The 21939-nt window shown below is 59.0% G+C and carries 17 protein-coding genes and 1 riboswitch; of the genes, 8 read left to right on the forward strand and 9 right to left on the reverse strand.

Annotated elements, in window-relative coordinates; translation table 11 throughout:
• Positions 1-25: 25 nt before the first annotated feature.
• Positions 26-113, reverse strand: a riboswitch (glycine riboswitch).
• A 93-nt stretch (positions 114-206) separates the two neighbouring features.
• A complete protein-coding gene (locus ACO07T_RS16390; RefSeq protein WP_209079230.1) occupies positions 207-668 on the reverse strand; it encodes an RrF2 family transcriptional regulator in 462 nt (153 codons plus the stop codon).
• A gap of 108 nt (positions 669-776) precedes the next feature.
• On the opposite strand from ACO07T_RS16390, the gene ACO07T_RS16395 reads away from it, so the two are divergent.
• Entirely contained in the window at positions 777-1340 is a 564-nt protein-coding gene (locus tag ACO07T_RS16395) for a gamma-glutamylcyclotransferase family protein (protein WP_422050275.1), read from the forward strand.
• 65 nt (positions 1341-1405) lie between these two features.
• Here the strand turns inward: ACO07T_RS16395 and ACO07T_RS16400 are convergent, their stop codons facing one another.
• Positions 1406-2338 carry an MBL fold metallo-hydrolase gene (locus ACO07T_RS16400; protein WP_422050276.1) on the reverse strand — a complete coding sequence of 311 codons (933 nt, stop codon included), beginning with the start codon at positions 2336-2338 and terminating at the stop codon, positions 1406-1408.
• A 229-nt stretch (positions 2339-2567) separates the two neighbouring features.
• Between ACO07T_RS16400 and gltX the strand changes: the two genes are divergently transcribed.
• Positions 2568-3893 carry a glutamate--tRNA ligase gene (gene gltX, locus ACO07T_RS16405; protein WP_209079233.1) on the forward strand — a complete coding sequence of 442 codons (1326 nt, stop codon included), beginning with the start codon at positions 2568-2570 and terminating at the stop codon, positions 3891-3893.
• A gap of 92 nt (positions 3894-3985) precedes the next feature.
• On the opposite strand, the gene ACO07T_RS16410 is transcribed toward gltX, so the two are convergent.
• Positions 3986-4333: a RidA family protein gene (locus ACO07T_RS16410; RefSeq protein ID WP_209079234.1), complete on the reverse strand. Its 348-nt coding sequence runs from the start codon at positions 4331-4333 to the stop codon at positions 3986-3988.
• A 39-nt stretch (positions 4334-4372) separates the two neighbouring features.
• Entirely contained in the window at positions 4373-6031 is a 1659-nt protein-coding gene (locus ACO07T_RS16415; RefSeq protein ID WP_422050277.1) for an NAD+ synthase, read from the reverse strand.
• Between the two features lie 236 nt (positions 6032-6267).
• Between ACO07T_RS16415 and ACO07T_RS16420 the strand changes: the two genes are divergently transcribed.
• Entirely contained in the window at positions 6268-7677 is a 1410-nt protein-coding gene (locus ACO07T_RS16420) for an MORN repeat-containing protein (RefSeq protein WP_422050278.1), read from the forward strand.
• 74 nt (positions 7678-7751) lie between these two features.
• Here ACO07T_RS16420 and ACO07T_RS16425 read toward each other — a convergent pair whose 3' ends face one another.
• Positions 7752-8438 carry an SDR family oxidoreductase gene (locus ACO07T_RS16425; RefSeq protein ID WP_422050519.1) on the reverse strand — a complete coding sequence of 229 codons (687 nt, stop codon included), beginning with the start codon at positions 8436-8438 and terminating at the stop codon, positions 7752-7754.
• Between the two features lie 600 nt (positions 8439-9038).
• Here ACO07T_RS16425 and ACO07T_RS16430 point away from each other — a divergent pair.
• Positions 9039-10607, forward strand: coding sequence for a 2-isopropylmalate synthase (locus ACO07T_RS16430; protein ID WP_422050279.1), 1569 nt, complete (start codon positions 9039-9041; stop codon positions 10605-10607).
• A gap of 62 nt (positions 10608-10669) precedes the next feature.
• Here the strand turns inward: ACO07T_RS16430 and cueR are convergent, their stop codons facing one another.
• Positions 10670-11056, reverse strand: a complete 387-nt coding sequence (cueR, locus tag ACO07T_RS16435; protein WP_422050280.1) for a Cu(I)-responsive transcriptional regulator — start codon at positions 11054-11056, stop codon at positions 10670-10672.
• A complete protein-coding gene (locus ACO07T_RS16440) occupies positions 11053-13503 on the reverse strand; it encodes a heavy metal translocating P-type ATPase (protein ID WP_422050281.1) in 2451 nt (816 codons plus the stop codon). The genes cueR and ACO07T_RS16440 overlap by 4 nt, the downstream gene beginning before the upstream one ends.
• Positions 13504-13777: 274 nt before the next feature.
• Here ACO07T_RS16440 and xylB point away from each other — a divergent pair, with 274 nt between their 5' ends.
• From xylB to ACO07T_RS16455, 3 genes are all read left to right on the forward strand, one after another.
• Positions 13778-15232 carry a xylulokinase gene (gene xylB / locus ACO07T_RS16445; protein ID WP_422050282.1) on the forward strand — a complete coding sequence of 485 codons (1455 nt, stop codon included), beginning with the start codon at positions 13778-13780 and terminating at the stop codon, positions 15230-15232.
• A complete protein-coding gene (gene xylA, locus ACO07T_RS16450) occupies positions 15229-16533 on the forward strand; it encodes a xylose isomerase (RefSeq protein ID WP_422050283.1) in 1305 nt (434 codons plus the stop codon). The genes xylB and xylA overlap by 4 nt, the downstream gene beginning before the upstream one ends.
• Before the next feature lie 80 nt (positions 16534-16613).
• Positions 16614-17915 carry a cytochrome-c peroxidase gene (locus ACO07T_RS16455; protein WP_422050284.1) on the forward strand — a complete coding sequence of 434 codons (1302 nt, stop codon included), beginning with the start codon at positions 16614-16616 and terminating at the stop codon, positions 17913-17915.
• Between the two features lie 18 nt (positions 17916-17933).
• Here ACO07T_RS16455 and ACO07T_RS16460 read toward each other — a convergent pair whose 3' ends face one another.
• Together ACO07T_RS16460 and ACO07T_RS16465 are read right to left on the reverse strand one after the other, a co-directional pair.
• Positions 17934-19475, reverse strand: a complete 1542-nt coding sequence (locus ACO07T_RS16460; protein ID WP_422050285.1) for a CRTAC1 family protein — start codon at positions 19473-19475, stop codon at positions 17934-17936.
• A complete protein-coding gene (locus ACO07T_RS16465; RefSeq protein ID WP_422050286.1) occupies positions 19465-20658 on the reverse strand; it encodes an ROK family transcriptional regulator in 1194 nt (397 codons plus the stop codon). The genes ACO07T_RS16460 and ACO07T_RS16465 overlap by 11 nt, the downstream gene beginning before the upstream one ends.
• Positions 20659-20867: 209 nt before the next feature.
• On the opposite strand from ACO07T_RS16465, the gene xylF reads away from it, so the two are divergent.
• Positions 20868-21881 carry a D-xylose ABC transporter substrate-binding protein gene (xylF, locus tag ACO07T_RS16470; protein WP_209079247.1) on the forward strand — a complete coding sequence of 338 codons (1014 nt, stop codon included), beginning with the start codon at positions 20868-20870 and terminating at the stop codon, positions 21879-21881.
• Positions 21882-21939 lie beyond the last annotated feature (58 nt).

Consider the following 21939-nt stretch of genomic DNA (forward strand, 5'->3'; position numbering starts at 1 on the left):
AGGCGCCACTCTCCAGAGTCTTTGTGTCGGTGTGTCGGTCCCTGTGGCCTGAGAGTTTCCGGGGCGGTTGCTCCTTCGGCACCGGACTAATCCGGTTCTCCCGATTCACCTTGGGTGCACGGTAGTATACCGAACGCGGTGAGACAAGCCACGTTATCGTGTTATTTATCGCGCAATCAATTTTGATTAATCTACGGGCACTTGGCTTATCGGCGCGCCGGACCTTTGTGGCACGGCTCAGGCGTCAAGATATTAAGCAAGGCAGCGTTTTCACACATCAAAGTGTCCAGCGTGACCTCGTCAAGACGCGCATAAAAGGCCTCCGCGGCCTCCCCCAAGATGGGCTTCAGACGGCAGGCGCTGACCAAGGGACAGGTGGTGTCCACATCCGCAAAACACTCCGCCAAAGGCACCGGCCCTTCCATGGCGCGGAAAACATCTCCGACACAGATGTCCTTTGTGTCATGCGCCAGCCTGACGCCCCCGCTGCGTCCGCGATGGGTGTCCAAAACCCCCAACAAAGCGAGCTTGTGAATCACCTGCGCGAGATGGTTTTCAGAAGCCGCACAGACCCCGGCAATCTCATGTTTGGTGACAAGACGATCAGGGTTCGCCGCGCAATACATCAGCACACGCATCGCAATATTGGTCCGTTTGGTGATGCGCATATGAAAGTTCCCGCTTTACCCTTGCCTTTTAACTCCCCGTTAGCCGGTGTGACAGAATGCGCATAGGAAAGCATTGACATGGATCAAGCTGCGTGATCCCTACATTTCATGACCGCGTCCTACTTCTTCGGCTACGGCAGCCTCGTGAACGAAAAAACACATGATTACGAGGACTTGCACAAAGCAACCCTGCAAGGCTGGCGCCGCGCCTGGCGACATACAAACCTGCGCCCGATTGCATTCTTGACCGCTGAGCCTGATGAAACCTGCGAAATCGAAGGCATTATCGCGCATGTACCGAACGACGATTGGGCTGCGCTGGATAAACGCGAATTCGCCTACGACAGAGTGGGCGCGACCTCAGCCATCCGTCACGCAAAACCTGCCGAAATTGACATCGCAGTCTACCATGTCCCTGCAGATCAAGGCCTGTCACCGGACGTCCGCCACCCGATCTGGCTCAGCTATCTCGACGTGGTGATACAGGGATATCTGAGACATTTTGGCGAGGCCGGTGTCGCCCGTTTCTTTGCAACAACCGCCGGATGGGACGCGCCAATTCTAAACGACAGAGCCGCCCCAAACTATCCGCGCAAGCAAGATCTGAGTGCAGATGAAACGGCGCTGGTGGATATGCATCTCCGCGCAGTCGGTGCAAAGATCATCACATAGTCCTCTGTAAACAAAAAAAAGGCGGCCATGCCTGACCGCCTCTCATAAGCTATCTATCCGGATTTTCAGAGCATCAGCTGATAGCTCGCCGGCGCATATTTATAGCCGCCATCGTGGCTTTCGACATAGCCCACAGCAGGCCATGGCATGTGATAGCCGACAAACGGCACCTTATCTGCCGCCAGCATATCAAGCACTTTGCGACGGGTCGCGGCGGCCGCGGCTTTGTCCATGTCAAACTTCACTTCCCAGTCCGGATAGGCCAGCGACCAGACGTAGTGATTGGCAAAATCCGCACAAAGCATGATCTGTTTGCCATCGCTTTCGATCATATAGGCCATATGACCGGGCGTGTGGCCAAAGGTGCCAACGGCTGTGATGCCACTTGCCACCGAGGCGCCATCCTCAATCATATCAAAACGTTCTGCATTCGGGCGAATTTTGCCTTCAAACGCTTTGTTGCCATCGGTTTTCGCCCAAGCGTCAAACTCTACGCGGCCGGTCAAATGCTGCGCATTGCCAAAGGTCACACCGCCCTCGCTCGCAACACCGCCGATGTGGTCGCCATGCATATGGGTGATCACAACCTTATCCACCTGATCCGGCGTGTAGCCTGCCGCAGCCAACGCACCTGTGATCGCCTCAGGGCTCAAGCCCGCATCAAACAGCACAAGCTCGTCGCCAGTATTCACAATGGTGGGCGTGAAGAAAAACTGTGCCGCATTCGTCGGGATGTTGGCTGCCTCGGAGGCCTTGGCAAACTCTTCAGCGCTCACATTCATGCCAAAGATGTTCTGCGGGCCTTCAACTGTGCGTGTGCCCACCAATAGCGTGGTCACTTCAAATTGGCCCAGCTTCATCCGGTTAAACCGCGTGGTGCCCACACCTTTCATCTCTGCTTTTGCCAGACTTTGGTTTGGCAGCAAAGTCGCAGCAACCGGGGCAGCGGCTGCCCCTGCCAACATACTGCGGCGGGTCAATTTGGTTTGTTTGGTCATGGTCCAATCCTCCTGCGGAAAAACATCTATTTTTTTATATTGTTGGGGCTACGATAGATTTACGCGTTTGGATTGCAATTCACGGTCCCTTGAGGAGCAGGAACCAGCCCACTTTCCTTACGAGAAAATTAAGAAATCGGGCTCAACCGCCCTTGTTGCGCGGATCTAAGCCGGATTTCTGGACAAAATGACATTCATGTGGGAAGGGAGGCCCCAACAGGAGATTCCCATGACGACGACCCGTTTCGCCCCTTCGCCAACCGGCTATATCCACGTTGGCAACCTGCGCACCGCGCTGATGAACTACCTGATCGCTCGCAAATCCGGCGGCACCTTCATCCTGCGCATCGACGACACCGACCCAGAGCGGTCCAAACAGGAATATGTGGATGCCATCCAGGAAGATCTGGAATGGCTCGGCCTGACTTGGGACCGGATGGAGCGTCAATCCACCCGTCTTGAGCGCTATGAAGACGCCGCGCAGCAACTGCGCGACATGGGCCGCTTCTATGAGTGCTTTGAAACGCCAACCGAGTTGGACCTCAAGCGCAAGAAACAGCTCAACATGGGCAAACCGCCGGTTTATGACCGCGCCGCTCTTGCACTGTCGGAGGACGAGAAAGCCGCTTTGCGCGCGGACCGTGGCAATGGTCACTGGCGCTTTAAGCTCGACCACGCCCGCATCGAATGGACCGATGGCATCCTGGGCGATCGCTCCATTGACGCCGCTTCTGTCTCTGATCCGGTCCTGATCCGTGCGGATGGTCAGTTCCTCTATACGCTGGCCTCTGTCTGCGATGACATCGACTTTGGCATCACAGATGTTGTGCGCGGCTCTGACCACGTGACCAACACGGCGACCCAGATCCAGATCATCGAAGCACTTGGCGGCGGCGTGCCAAACTTCGCCCACCACTCCCTGCTGACCGGCCCACAGGGCGAGGCGCTTTCCAAACGCCTCGGCACTCTGGCCCTACGCGATCTGCGCGAAGCCGGTGTGGAGCCGATGGCCCTCCTGAGCCTGATGGCCCGCCTTGGCAGCTCCGATCCGGTTGAGCTGCGCGGCTCCATTGAGGAGATCGCCGAAGGCTTTGACGTCAACAAATTCGGCGCAGCGCCCACCAAGTTTGACGAGCAGGACCTCTACCCGCTCACCGGCAAAGTTCTTCACGACAAACCGCTTTCGGAGATGGCCGATGACATCGCCGCCGCTGGCGTGCCTGCCGATCTGGCTGAGCGCTTCTGGAACGTGACCCGCGAGAACATCACCACCCGCAAAGACATCGCGCCATGGTGGGATCTCTTCGCCAACGGTGCGGAGCCTGCCATCGAAGACGAAGACCAAGACTTCATCAAAGAGGCCATGGCGCTTCTGCCCGAAGGCCCGTTTGATGACAGCACCTGGGGCAGCTGGACCGCCGCCGTAAAAGAGGCCACCGGCCGCAAAGGGCGCGGTCTCTTCATGCCCCTGCGCAAGGCTCTCACCGGCCAAAGCCACGGCCCGGACATGTCCGCCGTGATGCCGCTCTTGCAAGTGATCAAAGCCCGCGGCTGATCACTCCAAAACAAAAACGGCGCGCCGCTTAGCTGGGGCGCGCCGAAGACTTAGGGCATTGTGACAAACACCCTAACCAAGCGTGTGTGAGATCAGCTGCCCTTTACAGCTGCGGTGACAATCACCTCAACCTTGAGCACATCGCGCGCAAGTTTGGCTTCGCCACAGGCACGCGCTGGGGCATGGCCTTCCGGCACCCAAGCGTCCCAGACTTCGTTCATCTCGGCAAAATCGCTCATATCTGACAGCCAAACAATGGCCTGCAGGATGTGCTCACGATCAGAGCCCGCTTCTTCCAGCAACGCGTCTACGCGGGCCAGACAATCTCGGGTTTGCTCGGCCACGGTGTCACCCGCGCCAACCTGACCACACAGGTAGGCAACCTGATTGTGGATCACGATTTTTGACATGCGGGTGCCAGTGTGAATGCGCTCTATCATGGTTTAAGCCCTTATATTTGTGTACTTTTGCGTGGTCGATCAGCTCGGATCGCGGAACCGGTTCACAATCGGGTAGCGTCGATCAAGCCAGAACGCTTTCTTGCTGAGCCGCGCACCGGGTGCCGACTGAAAGCGTTTGTATTCGCTGATGTAAACCAGTTGCTCCACCCGCTTAACCGTCTCCCGATCATAGCCAGCAGCCACACACTCCGCGACGGATTTGTCCTCATCCACCAACATGTAAAGGATCGCATCCAGCACATCATAAGGCGGCAGGCTGTCTTCGTCTTTCTGATCCGGGCGCAGCTCTGCTGAGGGTGGCTTATCGATGATCGCCGGTGGGATCACCTCACCTTCCGGCCCCATCATCCAGTCACGATGCACCTCGTTGCGCCAGCGAGACGTTTCAAACACCCGCGTTTTATACATGTCTTTGATCGGGTTGTAGCCACCGGCCATATCGCCATAGATCGTGGCATAGCCTACCGCGACCTCAGATTTATTGCCTGTGGTCAGCAGCATTTCCCCAAACTTGTTGGACATTGCCATAAGGAGCAGCCCACGCAGACGGCTCTGAATGTTTTCTTCGGCAAGCCCGGACTCAAGCCCCTCAAACAGCGGCGCCAAAGTGTTGGTGATCGCATCCCTCCCCTCTGAGATGGGCACATAGTCATAGCGCACGCCAAGCCGTTCAGCGATGTCTTTCGCGTCATCCAGTGAGCCTTGCGACGTATATTCACTTGGCAGCATCACACAGCGCACATTCTCCGCGCCCAGCGCATCCACCGCGATTGTCGCCACCAGCGCGCTGTCAATGCCGCCCGACAAGCCCAGCAAAACTTTGGAAAATCCGCTCTTGCCCATGTAATCGCGCAGCGCCTCAACGCAGACGCGATAGTCCTGTTCCTCGCCCGCAGGAAGAACGGCTTTCGGCCCCTCTTTGCAGCGCCAGCCCTCAGCCGCGCGCTCAAAATCCACATGGGTCACAACCTCGTCAAACACCGGCAGCTGCACCGCCAATTGCCCGCCCGGGTTCAGCACAAAGGAGCCGCCATCAAACACCTGATCGTCCTGGCCACCCACCATGTTGAGGTAGACCAGCGGCAATCCGGTCTCGATCACCCGCGCCACCATATGGTTCATGCGGCGATCAAACTTGTCGCGGTAATAAGGCGATCCATTGGGCACCACGAGAAACTCCGCACCGGTTTCCTCCAGCGTCTCCGGCACATCCTCAAACCACGCATCCTCACAGACGGGCGAGCCAACCCGAACGCCGTTCACACTGTAAGGCCCTCCCATCGGCCCGCTTGTAAACAGGCGCTCTTCGTCAAACACTGTGTAGTTCGGCAAATTGTGCTTGCGCTGAATATGCGCAATCTTGCCATCCCGCAGAATGAAATAGGCGTTGTAAAGCGCGCCGCCCTCTTTCAGCGGTCCGCCAACGGCCACCACCGGCCCGTCGGCACAGTCTTTGGCCAGTTGCTCAATCTCTGCCAAAGCGGCCGCCTGCAGCGCAGGTTTCAGGATCAAGTCCTGCGCGTTGTAGCCGACGATGAACATCTCAGGGAAAGCCACCATATCCGCGCCTGCCGCTTTGGCCTCCTGCCAAACAGCGCGCACTTTGTCCGCATTCCCAGACAAATCCCCCATGACCGGATTGGCCTGCGCCAACGTCAAACGGAATGTATCGGCCATGGGTGTTCTCCTATGCTGCAGGTCTTGTTCTGCGGGTCTTGCCAGAGATGTAGCAGACACAGCGCCAAGGAAAAGCGCAAAGCACAGCAATTTATCCCCTGTCTCCTCACTCTGCTTAGGACTTACGCGCGAAAAAGCGCAAAACAGTTTGCCCCGCCGAACCCCATGTCCTAAAATCAGGTTAATGCTTCTCGCGTCCAAGAGGAGCGATTTGGGGAAAAGTCGAGGCCAAAAATATGCGCGGAACTCAGGCACTTACATTAGCCATCCTGCTCGCGGGCACAGCAGCCTTTGCACAGGACAGCCAGGTTCTGACAAAACAATATGACGACGGCGGTGTGTATGAAGGCACCTTCAAGGGTGGTTTGCAGCACGGCACCGGCAGTTATCGCTTGCCCAACGGCTATGAATATAAGGGCGAATGGGCTGACGGCGAGATCCGCGGTCAGGGCATTGCCCGCTTCCCCAACGGCTCTGTTTATGAGGGGGCCTTTGCCAAGGGAAAGCCGCATGGGTTTGGCAAAATCACCTTCACCGACGGCGGCACCTATGAAGGCGAATGGGTCGACGGCAAAATCACCGGTACAGGCGTGGCCAGCTACGCGAATGGTGTGCGCTACGAAGGCAGCTTCCAGAATGCCAACCACCACGGCAAAGGCGTGATGATCAGCCCGGCGGGCTATCGCTATGAGGGCGATTGGATCAATGGCGTTAAAGAAGGCCTTGGCAAAATCACCTATAATGACGGCACCATCTACGACGGCGAAATCAAAGGCGGCGAACGCGCGGGCCAAGGCCGCCTCACCATGCCCGGTGGGCTGGTCTATGAAGGCAACTGGGTTGCTGGCCAGATCGAAGGGGACGGCACTCTGACCCAACCCAACGGCGACGTCTATGTGGGACAGCTCGTTGGTGGCAAACGCCAAGGCAAAGGCTTTGTTACCTATGCCAATGGAGACACTTACGAAGGAGACTTCAGCGCCGATCAACGCGATGGTCAGGGCACATTCACCGGCACCGACGGCTATGTCTATGTCGGCGCATGGGTCGAAGGCCACATCGCAGGCCAAGGTCAGGTCACCTACCCTGATGGGTCTGTCTATGTAGGTCAGTTTCAGGATGATCTTGCCGACGGCCAGGGCAAAATCACCTACACCGACGGGTCAACCTACGAAGGCGCTTGGAAAGCTGGCGTGATCGATGGCGCGGGCAAGGCAACCTATGCCAATGGGCTAATCTATGAAGGTGAATTCAAAAGCGCGCGCAATCACGGTCGTGGCGTGATGACCTATGCGGATGGCTATCGCTATGAAGGCGAATGGCAAAACGGCCAGCGCCATGGCACCGGCACCGCAACCTACGCTGACGGCACCGTCTACACCGGGCAATTCGCCAATGGTCAGCGCGAAGGCAGCGGCGAAATTATCATGCCTGACGGCTTCAAATATTCCGGCCAATGGCAAGCTGGCGAGATCAACGGCATTGGCGTGGCCACCTACGCAAATGGCGACATCTACGAAGGCACATTCAAGGCTGGCAAACGTCAGGGCGAAGGCACGATGCGCTATGCCTCCGGCGAGGAACGCAGCGGCAACTGGAACAATGGCTCACTCGCCGAAAACGGTGCCGCGCAGACCGACGGCTGAGATACCGGATCAAACATCAATCAAGCCGCGCCCTGAGCGCGGCTTTTCTGTTTTGTGGGAGACGGTCCCTTCCGCTACCAAGGCACAGGCGCACCCTCATAGTCATAAAAGCTCCCGCTTTCCTTGGGTGACAAACCGTCCAGCACATCCAGCAAAGCTTGCGCAGCCACCGCCGCGCTGTGCTTCTTATGGGCAGGGTAATTGGCAGTAAAAGATGTCTCCACAGTGCCCGGATGCAGCGCCACACAAATGGACTGTTTGTGGCTACGGCCCAACTCAATCGCGCCGGTCCGCATCACCTGATTGAGTGCCGCTTTGGAGGCGCGATAAGAGTACCACCCCCCTGCGCGATTGTCGCCGATTGACCCGACCCGCGCCGACAAGGTCGCAAAAACGCCCCGCTCCTTGCGCGGCAACAGCCGCGCGGCGTGGCGCATCACCAAAGCCGGCCCAATTGTATTGACCGCAAACTGAGCGGCCATCTCTTCAGCAGTCACCTCCCGCAGTGATTTCTCTGGCCCCTGCCGGGTCACCACTAAAGCGCCCGTCGCCACAAAGACGAGCTGAAACTCGCCCTCGAGCGCGTTCAATGACGCCTCAACAGGCTCAGGGTCTGTTATGTCAAATCCGTCGTGCGTACGAGAAAGCCCCACCACCTCGGCGCCACGCTCTCTCAACCTATCCGCTATCGCCGCACCAATGCCGCCGCTGTCGCCAATCACCAAGGCCCGCACAGTCAATCTCCTTCTTTTCAAGAGCATACGGCGCAGCCCCGCCCATAGCTTCATTTTGGTCAGAATCCCCAAGGGTGTTGTCGCAGCGTTGTAAGGCCAGCTCCGTCCCAACGTCCCGCGCCATCCTCGCTCGCAAAACGCGCCACTTTTGCTCTTTTCATTTACCCTTCGGCATGTATAACTCTGCGTCATGACACGTTTGGCCCATATCGCAACATCCGCACGCCTTCCGGCACCGTTTGCGCGTGGCCTAGACCTACTCCTAGTCCGCCTCTGAGCGTGACCGTGTCGGCGCGCGTGCTCAGAGGAGAGATGTCCGCGCCGAATGTCTAAAGCACCTCGCGTTTTTATAAGTACAAACAGAATCGACTTTTGCGTTTCCCCTATGGAATAAGCCGCAAACAAGAGATTCAAACCAAACGCGAAGTGCCCTGAACCGCCCAACGGCAACCCGACACTGACAGGCCTCTAGGAAACCCTATGCAAACATCCAGTTTCTTTGAAAAACAGCCATATTTTTCAAATTCTTGGGGCCCAAGCACTGTTGCGCCGCAAGGCATTCCCAATTTCGAAGCCCGCGCGACTACCGCGATCTTCCCCCCGCATATCTAAACAGGAACCAACCCCATGTCCGACAACCGCGTTGTTATTTTTGACACCACCCTGCGCGACGGTGAGCAAAGCCCCGGCGCCACCATGACCCATGACGAAAAGCTCGAAATCGCCGAGATGCTGGATGACATGGGTGTGGACATCATCGAAGCCGGTTTCCCGATCGCTTCTGAAGGCGATTTCGCCGCTGTTTCCGAGATCGCCAAGCGCGCCAAAAACTCCCGCATCTGCGGTCTTGCACGCGCCAACATCGCAGACATCGACCGCTGCTGGGAAGCGGTGAAACATGCGGAGAAAAACCGCATCCACACCTTCATCGGCACCTCGCCTCTGCACCGCGCCATTCCCAACCTCACCATGGATGAGATGGCCGACAAGATCCACGAAACCGTCAGCCACGCCCGCAATCTCTGTGAGAACGTCCAGTGGTCCCCGATGGACGCCACCCGCACTGAGTGGGACTATCTCTGCCGCGTGATCGAAATCGCCATCAAAGCCGGTGCCACCACCATCAATATTCCAGATACCGTTGGCTACACCGCCCCGATGGAAAGTGCTGATCTGATCAAGAAACTGATCGAAACCGTGCCAGGCGCGGATGATGTGATCTTTGCCACCCACTGCCACAACGACCTTGGCATGGCGACCGCCAACTCGCTGGCCGCTGTGGCGGGTGGCGCGCGTCAGATCGAATGCACCATCAACGGTCTGGGCGAACGCGCGGGCAACACCGCGCTGGAAGAGGTCGTGATGGCGCTGAAAGTGCGCAACGACATCATGCCTTGGACCACGGGCATCGACACCACCAAGCTCATGAACATCTCTCGTCGCGTGGCCACCGTTTCCGGCTTCCCGGTGCAGTTCAACAAAGCCATCGTCGGCAAAAATGCCTTCGCGCATGAGTCTGGCATCCACCAGGATGGCATGCTGAAGAACAAAGAGACCTTCGAAATCATGCGCCCGGAAGACGTGGGCCTCTCCGGCACCTCCCTGCCGCTGGGCAAACACTCCGGCCGCGCCGCACTGCGCGACAAGCTGGAGCAGCTCGGCTTTGAAGTGGGCGACAACCAGCTCAAAGACATCTTTGTGCGCTTCAAAGAGCTGGCCGACCGCAAGAAAGAAGTGTTTGACGACGACATCGTGGCGCTTGTGCGTGCCGGTGGCGGCGAAGATGCCGAGAACGATCATCTACAGCTCGTCTCCATGAAAGTGGTCTGCGGCACAGGTGGTCCGGCAGAATCCACCGTCGAGATGGAAGTGGACGGCGCAGACGTCACCGCAACCTGCGAAGGTGACGGCCCGGTGGATGCGACCTTCAAAGCGATCCGCAAAATCCACCCCAACACCGCCCGCCTGCAGCTCTATCAGGTGAGCGCTGTGACAGAAGGCACCGACGCGCAGGCCACGGTCTCTGTGCGTCTGGAAGAAGACGGCGTGATCGCAACCGGCCAGTCGGCCAACACCGACACGGTTGTGGCCTCCGCCAAAGCCTACATCCACGCGCTGAACCGCCTTCTCGTGCGCCGCGACAAAGTCGGCGAAGGTGTGGACGCCAAAGAGGTGTCTTACAAAGATCTGGCTTGAGCACCCATTCTACTATCCATAGAAAAGGCCGCCAAACAGGGCGGCCTTTTTTCCGGGGTGATCTAAGATCGCCCCAAATCCTCCAGGATCGGGCAATCCGGTCGTGCGTCCCCTGCACAGCTTTCCACCAGATGGCTCAACGTCGCCCGCATCGCCTGCAAATCGGCAATCTTCGCGTCAATTTCTGTCAGATTCCGCTCCGCGACCCGCTTCACATCGGCACTCGCCCGCCCTTGATCTTCATAAAGCGCCAAAAGCGTCCGGCAGTCCTCAATGGAAAACCCAAGCCCCCGCGCCCGGCCCAGAAACGCAAGCTTGTGCAGGTCCGTTTCTGAAAAGCTGCGATATCCATTCTCTCCACGCGCGGGCGTCACAAAGCCGATGTCCTCATAGTAGCGGATCGTCTTCGCGGGCAGCCCGGAGCGTTTTGAAACTTCTCCGATGTTCATGCGCCCTCCTCCCGCAAAACCGGCGCAACACGGCGCAAGCGCAGCGCGTTTGACAGTACAAACACACTGGATAGCGCCATGGCCCCTGCCCCCAGCATAGGGGACAAAGCAGGCCCGCCAAAGGGCACCAGAATGCCTGCTGCCACCGGGATCAACGCAACGTTGTAGCCAAAGGCCCAAAACAGGTTCTGCCCGATATTGCGGATCACGCGACGGCTCACTTCAAAGGCGTTGATCACACCACCCACGTCGCCGGACATCAGCACCACATCCGCCGCCTCCATTGCCACATCCGTGCCCGTGCCGATTGCCAGTCCGACGTCCGCGCTGGCCAATGCGGGCGCATCGTTGATGCCATCCCCGACAAAGGCCACGTTGCCAAAGCGCGCGCGAAGCTCTTCCAGCGCGGCCACTTTCCCATCCGGAAGAACTTCGGCCACCACATGATCGATCCCCAGTTGCGCAGCCAAAGCCTCTGCCGTGCCACGCGCGTCGCCGCTGATCATCGCCACCTTCAGGCCCATGTCATGCAGCGCATGGACAGCCGCTGCCGAACCGGGTTTGATCGGATCAGACACCGCCAACACCGCCGCAGCCCGCCCGTCAATCGCCACACAGATCGGTGTTTTCCCACCTGATGCAAGATCCTCAATCTGCGCCCCAAACGCAGCAAAGGACACCGCTTCCTGCGCCATGTACCGCGCCGCACCGACCAGCACAGACCGTCCAGAAACCTCAGCAGAAATCCCCATGCCAACCTGCGCTTCAAAACGCGTGGCACGTGGCACATCAAACCCGCGAGTCTTTGCCGCACGCACCAAAGCCTGCGCCAAAGGATGCTCCGAGGAGGCCTCCGCCGCCGCAACAAGCGCCAGCACATCCGCTTCTTCAATCCCTTCAGCCAGCGCCACATCCGTCAGTTCCGGCTGGCCCATCGTCAGCGTGCCTGTCTTGTCAAAGGCCACCACATTGCAATCACGAAGGCTCTGCAGCGCATCCCCTTTGCGAAACAGCACACCCAGCTGTGCCGCGCGGCCCGTGCCCACCATGATGGAGGTCGGCGTCGCCAGACCCATGGCACAGGGGCAGGCAATGATCAGCACCGCCACAGCCACCACAATCGCATGGCCGAGCGCCGGGCTCGGCCCCACCAACATCCAGATCCCAAAAGTCAGCGCCGCCACAGCCATCACAGCTGGCACAAACACCGCAGTCACGCGATCCACCCGTGCCTGAATAGGCAGCTTCGCACCCTGCGCCTCGCGCACCATCGCAACGATCTGAGACAGCATGGTGTCCCGCCCGACCTTCTCGGCCTCATAACGTAGCGCGCCCTGCCCGTTGATTGTGCCACCAATCACCGCATCCCCTTCGGCCTTTGCCACCGGGACCGGCTCGCCTGACAGCATGCTCTCATCCACAAAGGACTGTCCGTCAATCACGCGCCCGTCCACAGCCACACGCTCGCCGGGCCGCAGATGCAAAACGTCCCCCACGGCCACGGCATCAATGGAAATCTCCTGCACCGCGCCTTTCCGCTCCACCCGCGCCACCCGCGGCTGAAGCCCCATCAACTGCCGGATCGCCTCCCCCGTGCGCCCCTTCGCGCGCGCTTCCATCCAGCGCCCCGTGAGGATCAGCACCACAATCACCGCTGCCGCCTCATAATAGACATGCGCGGTGCCCGCAGGCAGCAAGCCGGGGGCAAAGGTTGAGACCACGGAAAAAAGATAGGCCGCGCTGGTGCCCAAAGCGACCAGCGAATTCATTTCTGGCGCACCTTTGATCAGCGCCGGAAACCCTTTGGCGTAGAACTGCCTCCCCGGTCCGATCAGCAAAGCTGAGGTCAGCGCAAACTGCATCAAATACAGCGCCTGCATCCCCACTTGAGCCATCAACCAATGATGCAGCGCCGGAACCATGTGCCCGCCCATTTCGGTCACGAACACCGGCAACGCCAGCGCCGCAGCGATCAGCACATCACGCTTGAGCTTCGCCGCCCCGTCTGCCTTGTGATCGACCTCTTCGGCACCCTCTTCCTGCAGCCGCGCTGGGTAGCCCGCCTTGGTGCTGCGTGCCGCAATCTCACCCGGCGTGGCCTCACCTTCGAGATATTCAACGGTCGCAGTTTCACTGGCAAAGTTCACATTGGCCGCCACCACGCCCGGCGTTTCGGACAGAGCCGCCTCAGCCCGGCGCACACAGCCTGCGCAGCTCATACCCGCCACATCATAGGTCACTGACCGCACACGCGCTGGATATCCCGCGTCCTTCAAGGCCCCCAACACAGCTTCAGTGCCGCCTTCCATCACCACCACACGTGCGCTCTCATTGGCCAGATTGACCTCTGCAGAGTGCACCCCTTCAGTCTTCGCCAAGGCCTTTTCAGCACGCGAAACGCATGCGGCACAGTTCAGGCCGTCAAGATGAAAGGTCAGTGTTTGCATGGATCTGTCTTTTCTGAGTCGGCGTCACCCGCCACTAAGGGATATAAAGGTTCCAGTAAGTGGAAGGTCAAGGCCACTTGGCAAAGCATGTCGTTTGCCCACGATTTGCGCCTCAGAGCCCCTCAACACATTGATATTGATCAACAACCCGTTGATTTTTAGCACTCCCTGCGAACCTACACGTAATGAAAACTGCGCCGACCGCAATTTTCTGTTTGATCTCCAATTTAATTTGACGCAAAAATTAAGTCGAGGAGACTTAGGGAGGACCCCCATGTTTGTGGGATTGGATCTGGGCACGTCTGGCTTGCGTGCGCTGTTGGTTGACGCGAGCCAAAATGTGATCGCCGCGCGTGAGGCGCATTATGACACCGCCCGCCCCCATGCTGGCTGGAGCGAACAGGCGCAATCCGACTGGACCCGCGCCGCCAAAGAGGTCTTCGCCCAACTGGCCGCCGACTTCCCCGATGAGGTTGCCACAATCAAAGGCATCGGCGTCTCTGGCCACATGCACGGCGCCAACCTGCTGGACGAAACCGGTGCGCCTCTGCGCCCCTGTATGATGTGGAACGACACCCGCTCTGTCGATCAGGCAGCACGGCTGGACGCCACTGATCAGGTACGAATACTGTCCGGTAACATCGTCTTTCCAGGCTTCAACGCCCCCAAAGTTGCTTGGGTCGCCGACAATGAGCCTGAGACATATGCCAAGACCGCCAAGGTCCTCCTGCCAAAGGATTATCTGAACTTCTGGCTCACTGGCGTCTATGCCTCAGACATGTCTGACAGCGCTGGCACCAGCTGGCTCGACGTTGGCGCGCGCGATTGGTCAGACACCTTGCTGACCGCTTCCGGCATGCGCGCCGATCAAATGCCCAAACTCTTTGAAGGCTCTGAGGCCATCGGCACGGTGTGTGACGACATCGCCGCAGAACTTGGCCTGCCCAAGGGCGTGATCGTTGCCGCAGGGGCCGGAGACAACGCCGCCGCCGCATGCGGCATTGGCGCACTGAACGAAGGGGACGGTTTTGTCTCCCTTGGCACCTCCGGCGTGCTGCTCACCGGGCGCGGCGCTTATGTGCCAAAACCCGAAAGCGCTGTGCACACCTTCTGCCACGCCATTCCGGGCCGCTGGTATCAGATGGGTGTCATCCTTGCGGCCACCGATAGCCTCAATTGGCTCGCCCGCAACCTAAATCAAAGCCCCGCCGACCTCACCAGCGCCTTGGGCAACACCATCACAGGCCCCGGCCAAATCCGCTTCCTGCCCTACCTGTCGGGTGAGCGCACGCCGCACAATGACGCGGAAATCCGCGGCGGCTTCCTCAACATCGACATCAATTCCGGCCCCGAGGCATTGAGCCAAGCGGTGCTCGAAGGCGTGGCCTTTGCCCTGCGCGATAACTACGAGGCCCTCAGATCCACGGGCGCAGAGCTCGACAGCCTGATTGCAATCGGCGGCGGCGCACAATCGCCTTACTGGGTCGAACTCATCGCCACGCTTCTGAACCTGCCGATTTCCCTGCCCGCAGCGGGCGAATTTGGCGCAGCCTTGGGGGCCGCCCGCCTCGCGATTTGCGCCGCCACCGGCGCCGCACCCGAAGAGATCATGACCAAACCCGAGATCGCAACCACGATCGCCCCGCGCACTGAGCTGCGCGACGCTTATGAGGCGGCCTACGCTGCCTTCGTCAAAACTTACCCCGGCATAAAGGCCCTGACACAATGACCGACTTCTTCAAAGACATCGCCCCCATTCAATTTGAGGGTGCCGACAGCACCAACCCAATGGCCTTCCACCACTACAACCCCGAAGAGGTTGTTATGGGCAAACGCATGGAGGACCACCTGCGCTTTGCCATCGCCTACTGGCACTCTTTTGCATGGGAGGGCGGCGACCCATTTGGCGGCCAGACCTTTGAGCGCCCCTGGCATCCGCAAACCCGCATGGACATGGCCAAAGTCAAAGCAGATGCCGCCTTTGAGATGTTTGACATACTCGGCCAGCCTTACTTCTGCTGGCACGACGCAGACGTGCGCCCCGAAGGCGACAGCTTTGCCGAAAGCCTGAAAAACTTCGAAGAGATCATTGATTACTTTGAAGAAAAGATGAGCACACGCAAAATCAAACTGCTCTGGGGCACGGCTAATATGTTCAGCCACCGCCGCTGGATGTCAGGCGCATCGACCAACCCCGATCCGGAAGTGTTTGCCTATTCTGCCGCCACCGTGAAAACCTGCATGGATGCCACCAAACGTCTGGGCGGCGAAAACTACGTGCTCTGGGGCGGCCGCGAAGGCTATGAAACCCTGCTCAACACTGACATGGGCCGCGAGCTTGATCACATGGGCCGTTTCCTCAACATGGTGGTGGATTACAAACACAAGATCGGCTTTGAGGGCACCATTCTGGTTGAGCCCAAACCCCAGGAACCATCCAAGCACCAATATGATTTTGACGCCGCTACCTGCTATGGCTTCCTGCAGAAATACGGTCTTGAAAACGAAGTGAAGCTGAACCTTGAGCAAGGTCACGCGATCCTCGCCGGTCACAGCTTTGAACATGAGATCGCCACCGCCGCCGCGCTTGGCGTTCTTGGTTCAATCGACATGAACCGCAACGATTATCAATCCGGCTGGGACACCGACCAATTCCCCAACAACGTGCCGGAAGTGGCTCTGTCCTACTATCACATCCTGAAAGCAGGCGGCTTCACCACAGGCGGCACCAATTTTGACGCCAAACTCCGCCGCCAGTCACTGGATGCCGAAGACCTCATCGCGGCACACGTCGGCGGCATGGACATCTGCGCCCGCGGCCTGAAAGCGGCGGCAGCGATGATTGAGGACGGCGGCTTGGAACAAGCGCTCAACGAACGCTACGCCGGTTGGGAAAGCGACGAAGCCAAAGCCATGCTCGCCGGTGATTTGGACAGCACATTCGCCGATGTGATGAGCGGTAAAATCAACCCTGCACCCAAATCCGGTCGTCAGGAGATTCTTGAAAACTACGTAAACCGCTTCGTCTAAGATACTGTTTAATTGAAATTTAACCACTCTCCTCACCTCGCCTAGCGAGGTGGGGAAGACACTGCCAAGGAAGACCAGCCATGCGCCATCTCCTGTTCTGCACCGTCGCCATCTTGCCCGCTTTGGCAAACGCTTCACCGCTGCCCAAAGCAGATGCGACGTTCCCGGAACAGGACATGGCGGAGGTCAAACTTGGTCAACTTCTTTTCTATGATCCCATTCTGTCGGGCAACAAATCTGTCTCCTGCGCCTCCTGCCACCATCCAGATCTCGGCACCTCTGACGGGGTCTCCTTGGGGCTCGGCGACGGCGCAACCGGCCTTGGGCTCAACCGCAAAATCAATCCGGACAATCCACCGGAACAACGCATCCCACGCAACGCCCCCGCACTTTGGAATCTCGGCGCAACTGAATTTACCGTCTTCTTCCACGACGGGCGTTTGGAAGACGACCCAACCCGCCCCTCTGGCATCCGCACCCCGCTGGGCGCCGAAATGGAAATGGGGTTTGACAACGCGCTCGCCGCGCAAGCCATGTTCCCCGTGTTGTCAGGTGACGAAATGGCCGGGCACTATTCTGAAAACGATGTTTCCCAAGCTGTCCGCCTCGGTCGCCTGACCGGCCCCGGCGGTGCCTGGGACATATTGGCCAAGCGCGTGGAGGCCATCCCCGCTTATCGCGCGGCCTTTGACGAGGTCATCGGCGAAGCCCCAATCAAGTTCCACGACATCGCCAATGTCATGGCCGCCTTCATCGCCTTTGAATGGCGCGCGGATGCCTCCGCCTTCGACGCCTTTCTGCGCGATGGCACGCCTCTCACCGAGGATGCCGCCGCGGGCATGGACCTTTTTTACGGCAAGGCACAGTGCAGCACCTGTCACAGTGGCCAATTCCAGACCGACCATGGCTTCCACGCCATCGCCCTGCCGCAGATCGGCCCGGGCAAGGCTGCCCGCTTTGAACGCCACAATCGCGACGTCGGTCGCGGTCGCGTGACCGGTGCAGCCGAGGATTTCTATCGCTTCCGCACGCCATCGCTGCGCAACATCACGCAAACCGCCCCCTATGGGCACAACGGGGCTTTCACAAGCCTCGAAGGCATCGTGCGTCACCACCTAACCCCGGAGGCTTCGCTCAGCGCCTACACCCTTGCGGCGGCCACTTTCTCTGACGGGACATTTTCAAATGATTTCAAATTGATGAACGATGCGCCTGAAGTCAGCCAAATCGCCCAGGCCAACGATCTGCCTTCGGTGTCGCTTTCAGACACAGAGGTCAGCCAGATCCTCGCCTTCCTGGAAAGCCTCACGGATTATGACGCGATCAAGGGTCGCCTAGGTGTGCCAACATCGGTCCCCTCAGGGCTGCCACTCGACAACTGATCGAGAAAGCCGCCCCGCTCAGCTCTTTGGCCAGGCAGTCAGGCCCGCGTCGCGCTCAATCCGCCAGTGCCCATTTAGGGGCACCTCCTGCCAAGACCCCACTGCGCCTTCCGGCCAGATCACGCGCACCTTCGCAACCTCAGATGATCCAAGCCCAAAATGCGCTGCACCAGACACACCACCGGCATGGCCGCCGCCCACAGTGATCTCACGGGTGTAGACCCGCTCTCCGGCCTGCAACTCGATCACCGCGCCAACCGCATCGCGATTTGGCCCGTCATCCTGCAGACTCAACGACAGCCAGTTGCCCGCCGCTGCGCTGACATTCTGATACACCTCCAGCGGCGCTCGACGGTTGACCACTGCCAGATCCAACAACCCGTCTGCATTCAGATCCACCAAAGCGGCGCCCCGACTGCGCGCCAATGTGGCGATCCCGGCCGCATCACCCTGCTCGGCAAAGCTGCCATCTTCCTGCTGGATCAACAGGTTGTTGGGATCTTCCATCGCCGCATCCGGCATCTGCTCCACATTGCCTTTGGCAATGAACACATCATCCAACCCATCGTTGGTCACATCCCCAAAGGCGATATGCCAACCGGTGGAAGGCCGCCCGTCATCACCTACATAGGGCCGATGCGCCGAGGTGCCCAGCGCATAAGGCACATCTTCATAGGTCGGCAGCGCCCCATCCGTGCGCCGCATCAGGCGCTGATCCCCCATGGAGGAGAGAAACACCTCGCTCACGCCATCAAAATCCAGATCACGCTCCGCAATCCCCATGCCCCAAAGCATATGGGTCGCCCAGCCGTCCGCCTCCCCATAAAGCCGCGGCGTGGCCTCCATCGCCCAAAGCTGCTCCGCCCCGCCACCCACGTAGTAGTGCCGGTCATTGCTCATCCGCAGATCAGCACGCCCGTTGCGCCCCCAATCTGAGAACAGGATCGACAGTGGGCAAAACCCCGGCTTAAACGCGCTGTGCGCGTAGCCATCACCGTCCGGTCGGAACAAATCGTTTGTATCACAGGCCTCAAAAGGCCCATCCGGATTTTCCCGATCCACATAATTGCCAAAGGCCAACGTGGGCAGCGCGTTCTCCCCTTCCCATGTGGCTGAAAACGCCGTGGTCCAGGCATCGCCGCCCTCAAAGCCCGGCAGATCCATAGGTGTGAAACTGCAGTCAGGGCCGCCTTTGAACAGCTTGTTCTCTCCGACGCGCAACGCCACCAGATCCTGCCACCCGTCGCCATCGATATCGAGCGCGTAAAACCCGGTGGTCCCCGTGATATTCAGTGCCTCAGGCAAGGTCGCTTCAAGCACCACAGCGCCACCAAGTTCACTGCGATTGCGCAGCAACACAGGTGGGTTTGCCCCGCCTGCCGCCACCAGCTCCGACAGCCCATCGCCATCACAATCAAAGGCGGCCACGCCCCCGCCGACGAAAAATTCCCAGCCGCCATCATAGCTGTGCGGCGTCACATCGACCGGCGCAAATTTCACCTCTGCCCCAGCACCACTTGCCGCCAGCACAGCCAAGCCCGTCACAAGCTTATCCAACATGATCTGCCATCCCCTGCAGCGCGGTTTCCGAAACATTCTCAAGCGCATAAGCCGCCGCACCTCGCGCCCACATCAGGTTGCCCCATTTGTGGATCACCACCTCCGGCGGGGCCTTGTCGATCTGCACAATCGACTTACGCATCGCATCAATCACCTCTTCGGCGTAAAGGTGGCTGGATTGCATCTGCTCTCCGGCAAGGATGATCAGCTCCGGGTCAAAAATGTTCACCAGATTGGCCAGCCCCATCGCAAACATCCGTCCGGCGCGCTCCACGATGGAGGCCGCCACCTCATCGCCCTGCTTGGCAGAGGCCAGAATATCCACCACCTGTCGCTCCGCCATTTCACCAGTCGCGATCATTGCCTCGCGCATCAGCGCGTAATCCGCCACATAGGCCTCAAGACATCCCCGCTGCCCGCATCGGCACAAAGCGCCCTCAAGCTGAACCTTGGTGTGGCCAAATTCCGCACCACAGCCGCGTGTCCCTCGGTAGATCTCATCATTGATGACGATCCCCATCCCCACACCGCTCTCGATGGTGACCACAATAAAATCGCGATGCCCCTGCCCCAGGCCAAAGCTCTTCTCCGCCATCGCCACAAGGTTGGCATCGTTGTCCAGAAAAACGGGAATGCCCAGCGCCGTCTCCAGAACCGCGCCAAACTGCACATTGCGCGTGCTTAAGGACGGCGACCAATGCACGAACCCCTGCGGCGCATCCACAATGCCCGCAATGCCCAGCCCAAGCCCGGCGACATCTGTCAGCGACTTGTCGATCTTCTGCGCCAGAGCCTCCACCAGTTCAGCCAGAGTGTCCGCCAAGTCTTTGGCGGGTTGCACCGCATGTTCAAGTTCCGCCTCATGGGAAGCCAGCTGATTGCCCTCAAAATCCAGCAACACCAAAGAAACCGTCCGGTTTGAGATCTTCGCCCCGGCAATCAATCGCGCCGCACCGCGAATCTTGAGGTCCACTTTGGGCCGTCCCCGGCGCGCATCCTTGTCAGGAGATTCGCTGGTGACCTCCTCGATCAATCCTTCTCGCAACAACTCTGCAGTGATCGTGGTCACAGTCGCTCTACTAATGCCAGTAATCTCACTGAGGTTGATCCGCGGGATGCGCTGATGTCTGCGGATTTCTCCCAGCAGCACACGGCGACCAATTTCCCTCTGATTAACAGACATTTACGGACCTCCCTCCCATCAGGCATCGCGTCATTCCGGTCGTGGAATACAGCGCTGAACTGGCCCACCACCATGGCGGCGTTCTGTGCCTTCATGCAAGCTTAGCTGAATTAATTTGATTTACAAATTTATTTTGCTAACAATGGGACAACCCGGACCAAAACCGATTCACATCGGCCACTGCCGGGGAAAACCTTTGGGAGGAAACCATGAAACTATTCGCTTCTGCGACGGCCATCATCGCCGGCGCCTTTATGAGCACAGCGGCGTTTGCCGAAGATCTGGTGATCGGCGTGAGCTGGTCCAACTTTCAGGAAGAGCGCTGGAAAACCGACGAAGCCGCCATCAAAAGCGCATTGGACGCAGCTGGCGCCAAGTACATTTCCGCCGATGCGCAGAGCTCCTCTGCCAAGCAGCTGTCTGACATCGAAAGCCTGATTGCTCAGGGCGCAGACGCGCTGATCATCCTTGCACAGGACGCCTCCTCTGTTGGCCCAGCCGTGCAGGCCGCAGCGGACGAAGAGATCCCTGTCGTTGCATATGACCGCCTGATCGAAGACAGCCGCGCCTTCTACCTGACCTTTGACAACGTTGAAGTTGGCCGTATGCAGGCCCGCGCCGTGCTCGAAGCGATGCCAAAGGGCAACTACGTGATGATCAAAGGTTCCCCGACCGATCCAAACGCAGACTTCCTGCGCGGTGGTCAGCAGGAAGTGCTGCAGGCAGCGATTGACTCCGGCGACATCAAGATCGTTGGCGAAGCCTACACCGATGGTTGGGTTCCAGCCAACGCACAGCGCAACATGGAACAGATCCTGACCTCTGTGGACAACAAAGTGGACGCGGTTGTGGCTTCTAACGACGGCACCGCTGGTGGCGTTGTGGCCGCACTGACCGCTCAAGGCATGGAAGGCATTCCGGTTTCCGGTCAGGACGGTGACCACGCCGCTCTGAACCGCGTTGCCACCGGCACCCAGACCGTGTCTGTCTGGAAAGACGCACGCGCACTTGGCGCAGCGGCTGGTGAGATCGCTGTATCTCTGGCCAAAGGCGAAGCGGTTGACGGTGCTTCCGACTGGACATCCCCAGGCGGCACCACAATGACCTCCATGTTCCTGGCACCTGTGCCTGTCACCGCCGACAATCTGAACGTTGTTCTGGACGCGGGCTGGATTGCCAAAGACGTGCTCTGCGCCGGCTCTTCCAACGCCGCCTGCAACTGATCTGATACTTTGCCCTCCTGATCCGTCAGGGGGGCACACCTCACTCCCCACCCCCACA

The sequence above is a fragment of the Shimia sp. genome, assembly GCF_965227725.1.
Lineage (GTDB): Bacteria > Pseudomonadota > Alphaproteobacteria > Rhodobacterales > Rhodobacteraceae > Shimia.

Coding starts and splice junctions, on each gene's coding strand:
- ACO07T_RS16390 (WP_209079230.1), bottom strand. CDS start 668: ATGCGCATCACCAAACGGACCAATATTGCGATGCGTGTGCTGATGTAT.
- ACO07T_RS16395 (WP_422050275.1), top strand. CDS start 777: ATGACCGCGTCCTACTTCTTCGGCTACGGCAGCCTCGTGAACGAAAAA.
- ACO07T_RS16400 (WP_422050276.1), bottom strand. CDS start 2,338: ATGACCAAACAAACCAAATTGACCCGCCGCAGTATGTTGGCAGGGGCA.
- gltX (WP_209079233.1), top strand. CDS start 2,568: ATGACGACGACCCGTTTCGCCCCTTCGCCAACCGGCTATATCCACGTT.
- ACO07T_RS16410 (WP_209079234.1), bottom strand. CDS start 4,333: ATGATAGAGCGCATTCACACTGGCACCCGCATGTCAAAAATCGTGATC.
- ACO07T_RS16415 (WP_422050277.1), bottom strand. CDS start 6,031: ATGGCCGATACATTCCGTTTGACGTTGGCGCAGGCCAATCCGGTCATG.
- ACO07T_RS16420 (WP_422050278.1), top strand. CDS start 6,268: ATGCGCGGAACTCAGGCACTTACATTAGCCATCCTGCTCGCGGGCACA.
- ACO07T_RS16425 (WP_422050519.1), bottom strand. CDS start 8,438: ATGCTCTTGAAAAGAAGGAGATTGACTGTGCGGGCCTTGGTGATTGGC.
- ACO07T_RS16430 (WP_422050279.1), top strand. CDS start 9,039: ATGTCCGACAACCGCGTTGTTATTTTTGACACCACCCTGCGCGACGGT.
- cueR (WP_422050280.1), bottom strand. CDS start 11,056: ATGAACATCGGAGAAGTTTCAAAACGCTCCGGGCTGCCCGCGAAGACG.
- ACO07T_RS16440 (WP_422050281.1), bottom strand. CDS start 13,503: ATGCAAACACTGACCTTTCATCTTGACGGCCTGAACTGTGCCGCATGC.
- xylB (WP_422050282.1), top strand. CDS start 13,778: ATGTTTGTGGGATTGGATCTGGGCACGTCTGGCTTGCGTGCGCTGTTG.
- xylA (WP_422050283.1), top strand. CDS start 15,229: ATGACCGACTTCTTCAAAGACATCGCCCCCATTCAATTTGAGGGTGCC.
- ACO07T_RS16455 (WP_422050284.1), top strand. CDS start 16,614: ATGCGCCATCTCCTGTTCTGCACCGTCGCCATCTTGCCCGCTTTGGCA.
- ACO07T_RS16460 (WP_422050285.1), bottom strand. CDS start 19,475: ATGTTGGATAAGCTTGTGACGGGCTTGGCTGTGCTGGCGGCAAGTGGT.
- ACO07T_RS16465 (WP_422050286.1), bottom strand. CDS start 20,658: ATGTCTGTTAATCAGAGGGAAATTGGTCGCCGTGTGCTGCTGGGAGAA.
- xylF (WP_209079247.1), top strand. CDS start 20,868: ATGAAACTATTCGCTTCTGCGACGGCCATCATCGCCGGCGCCTTTATG.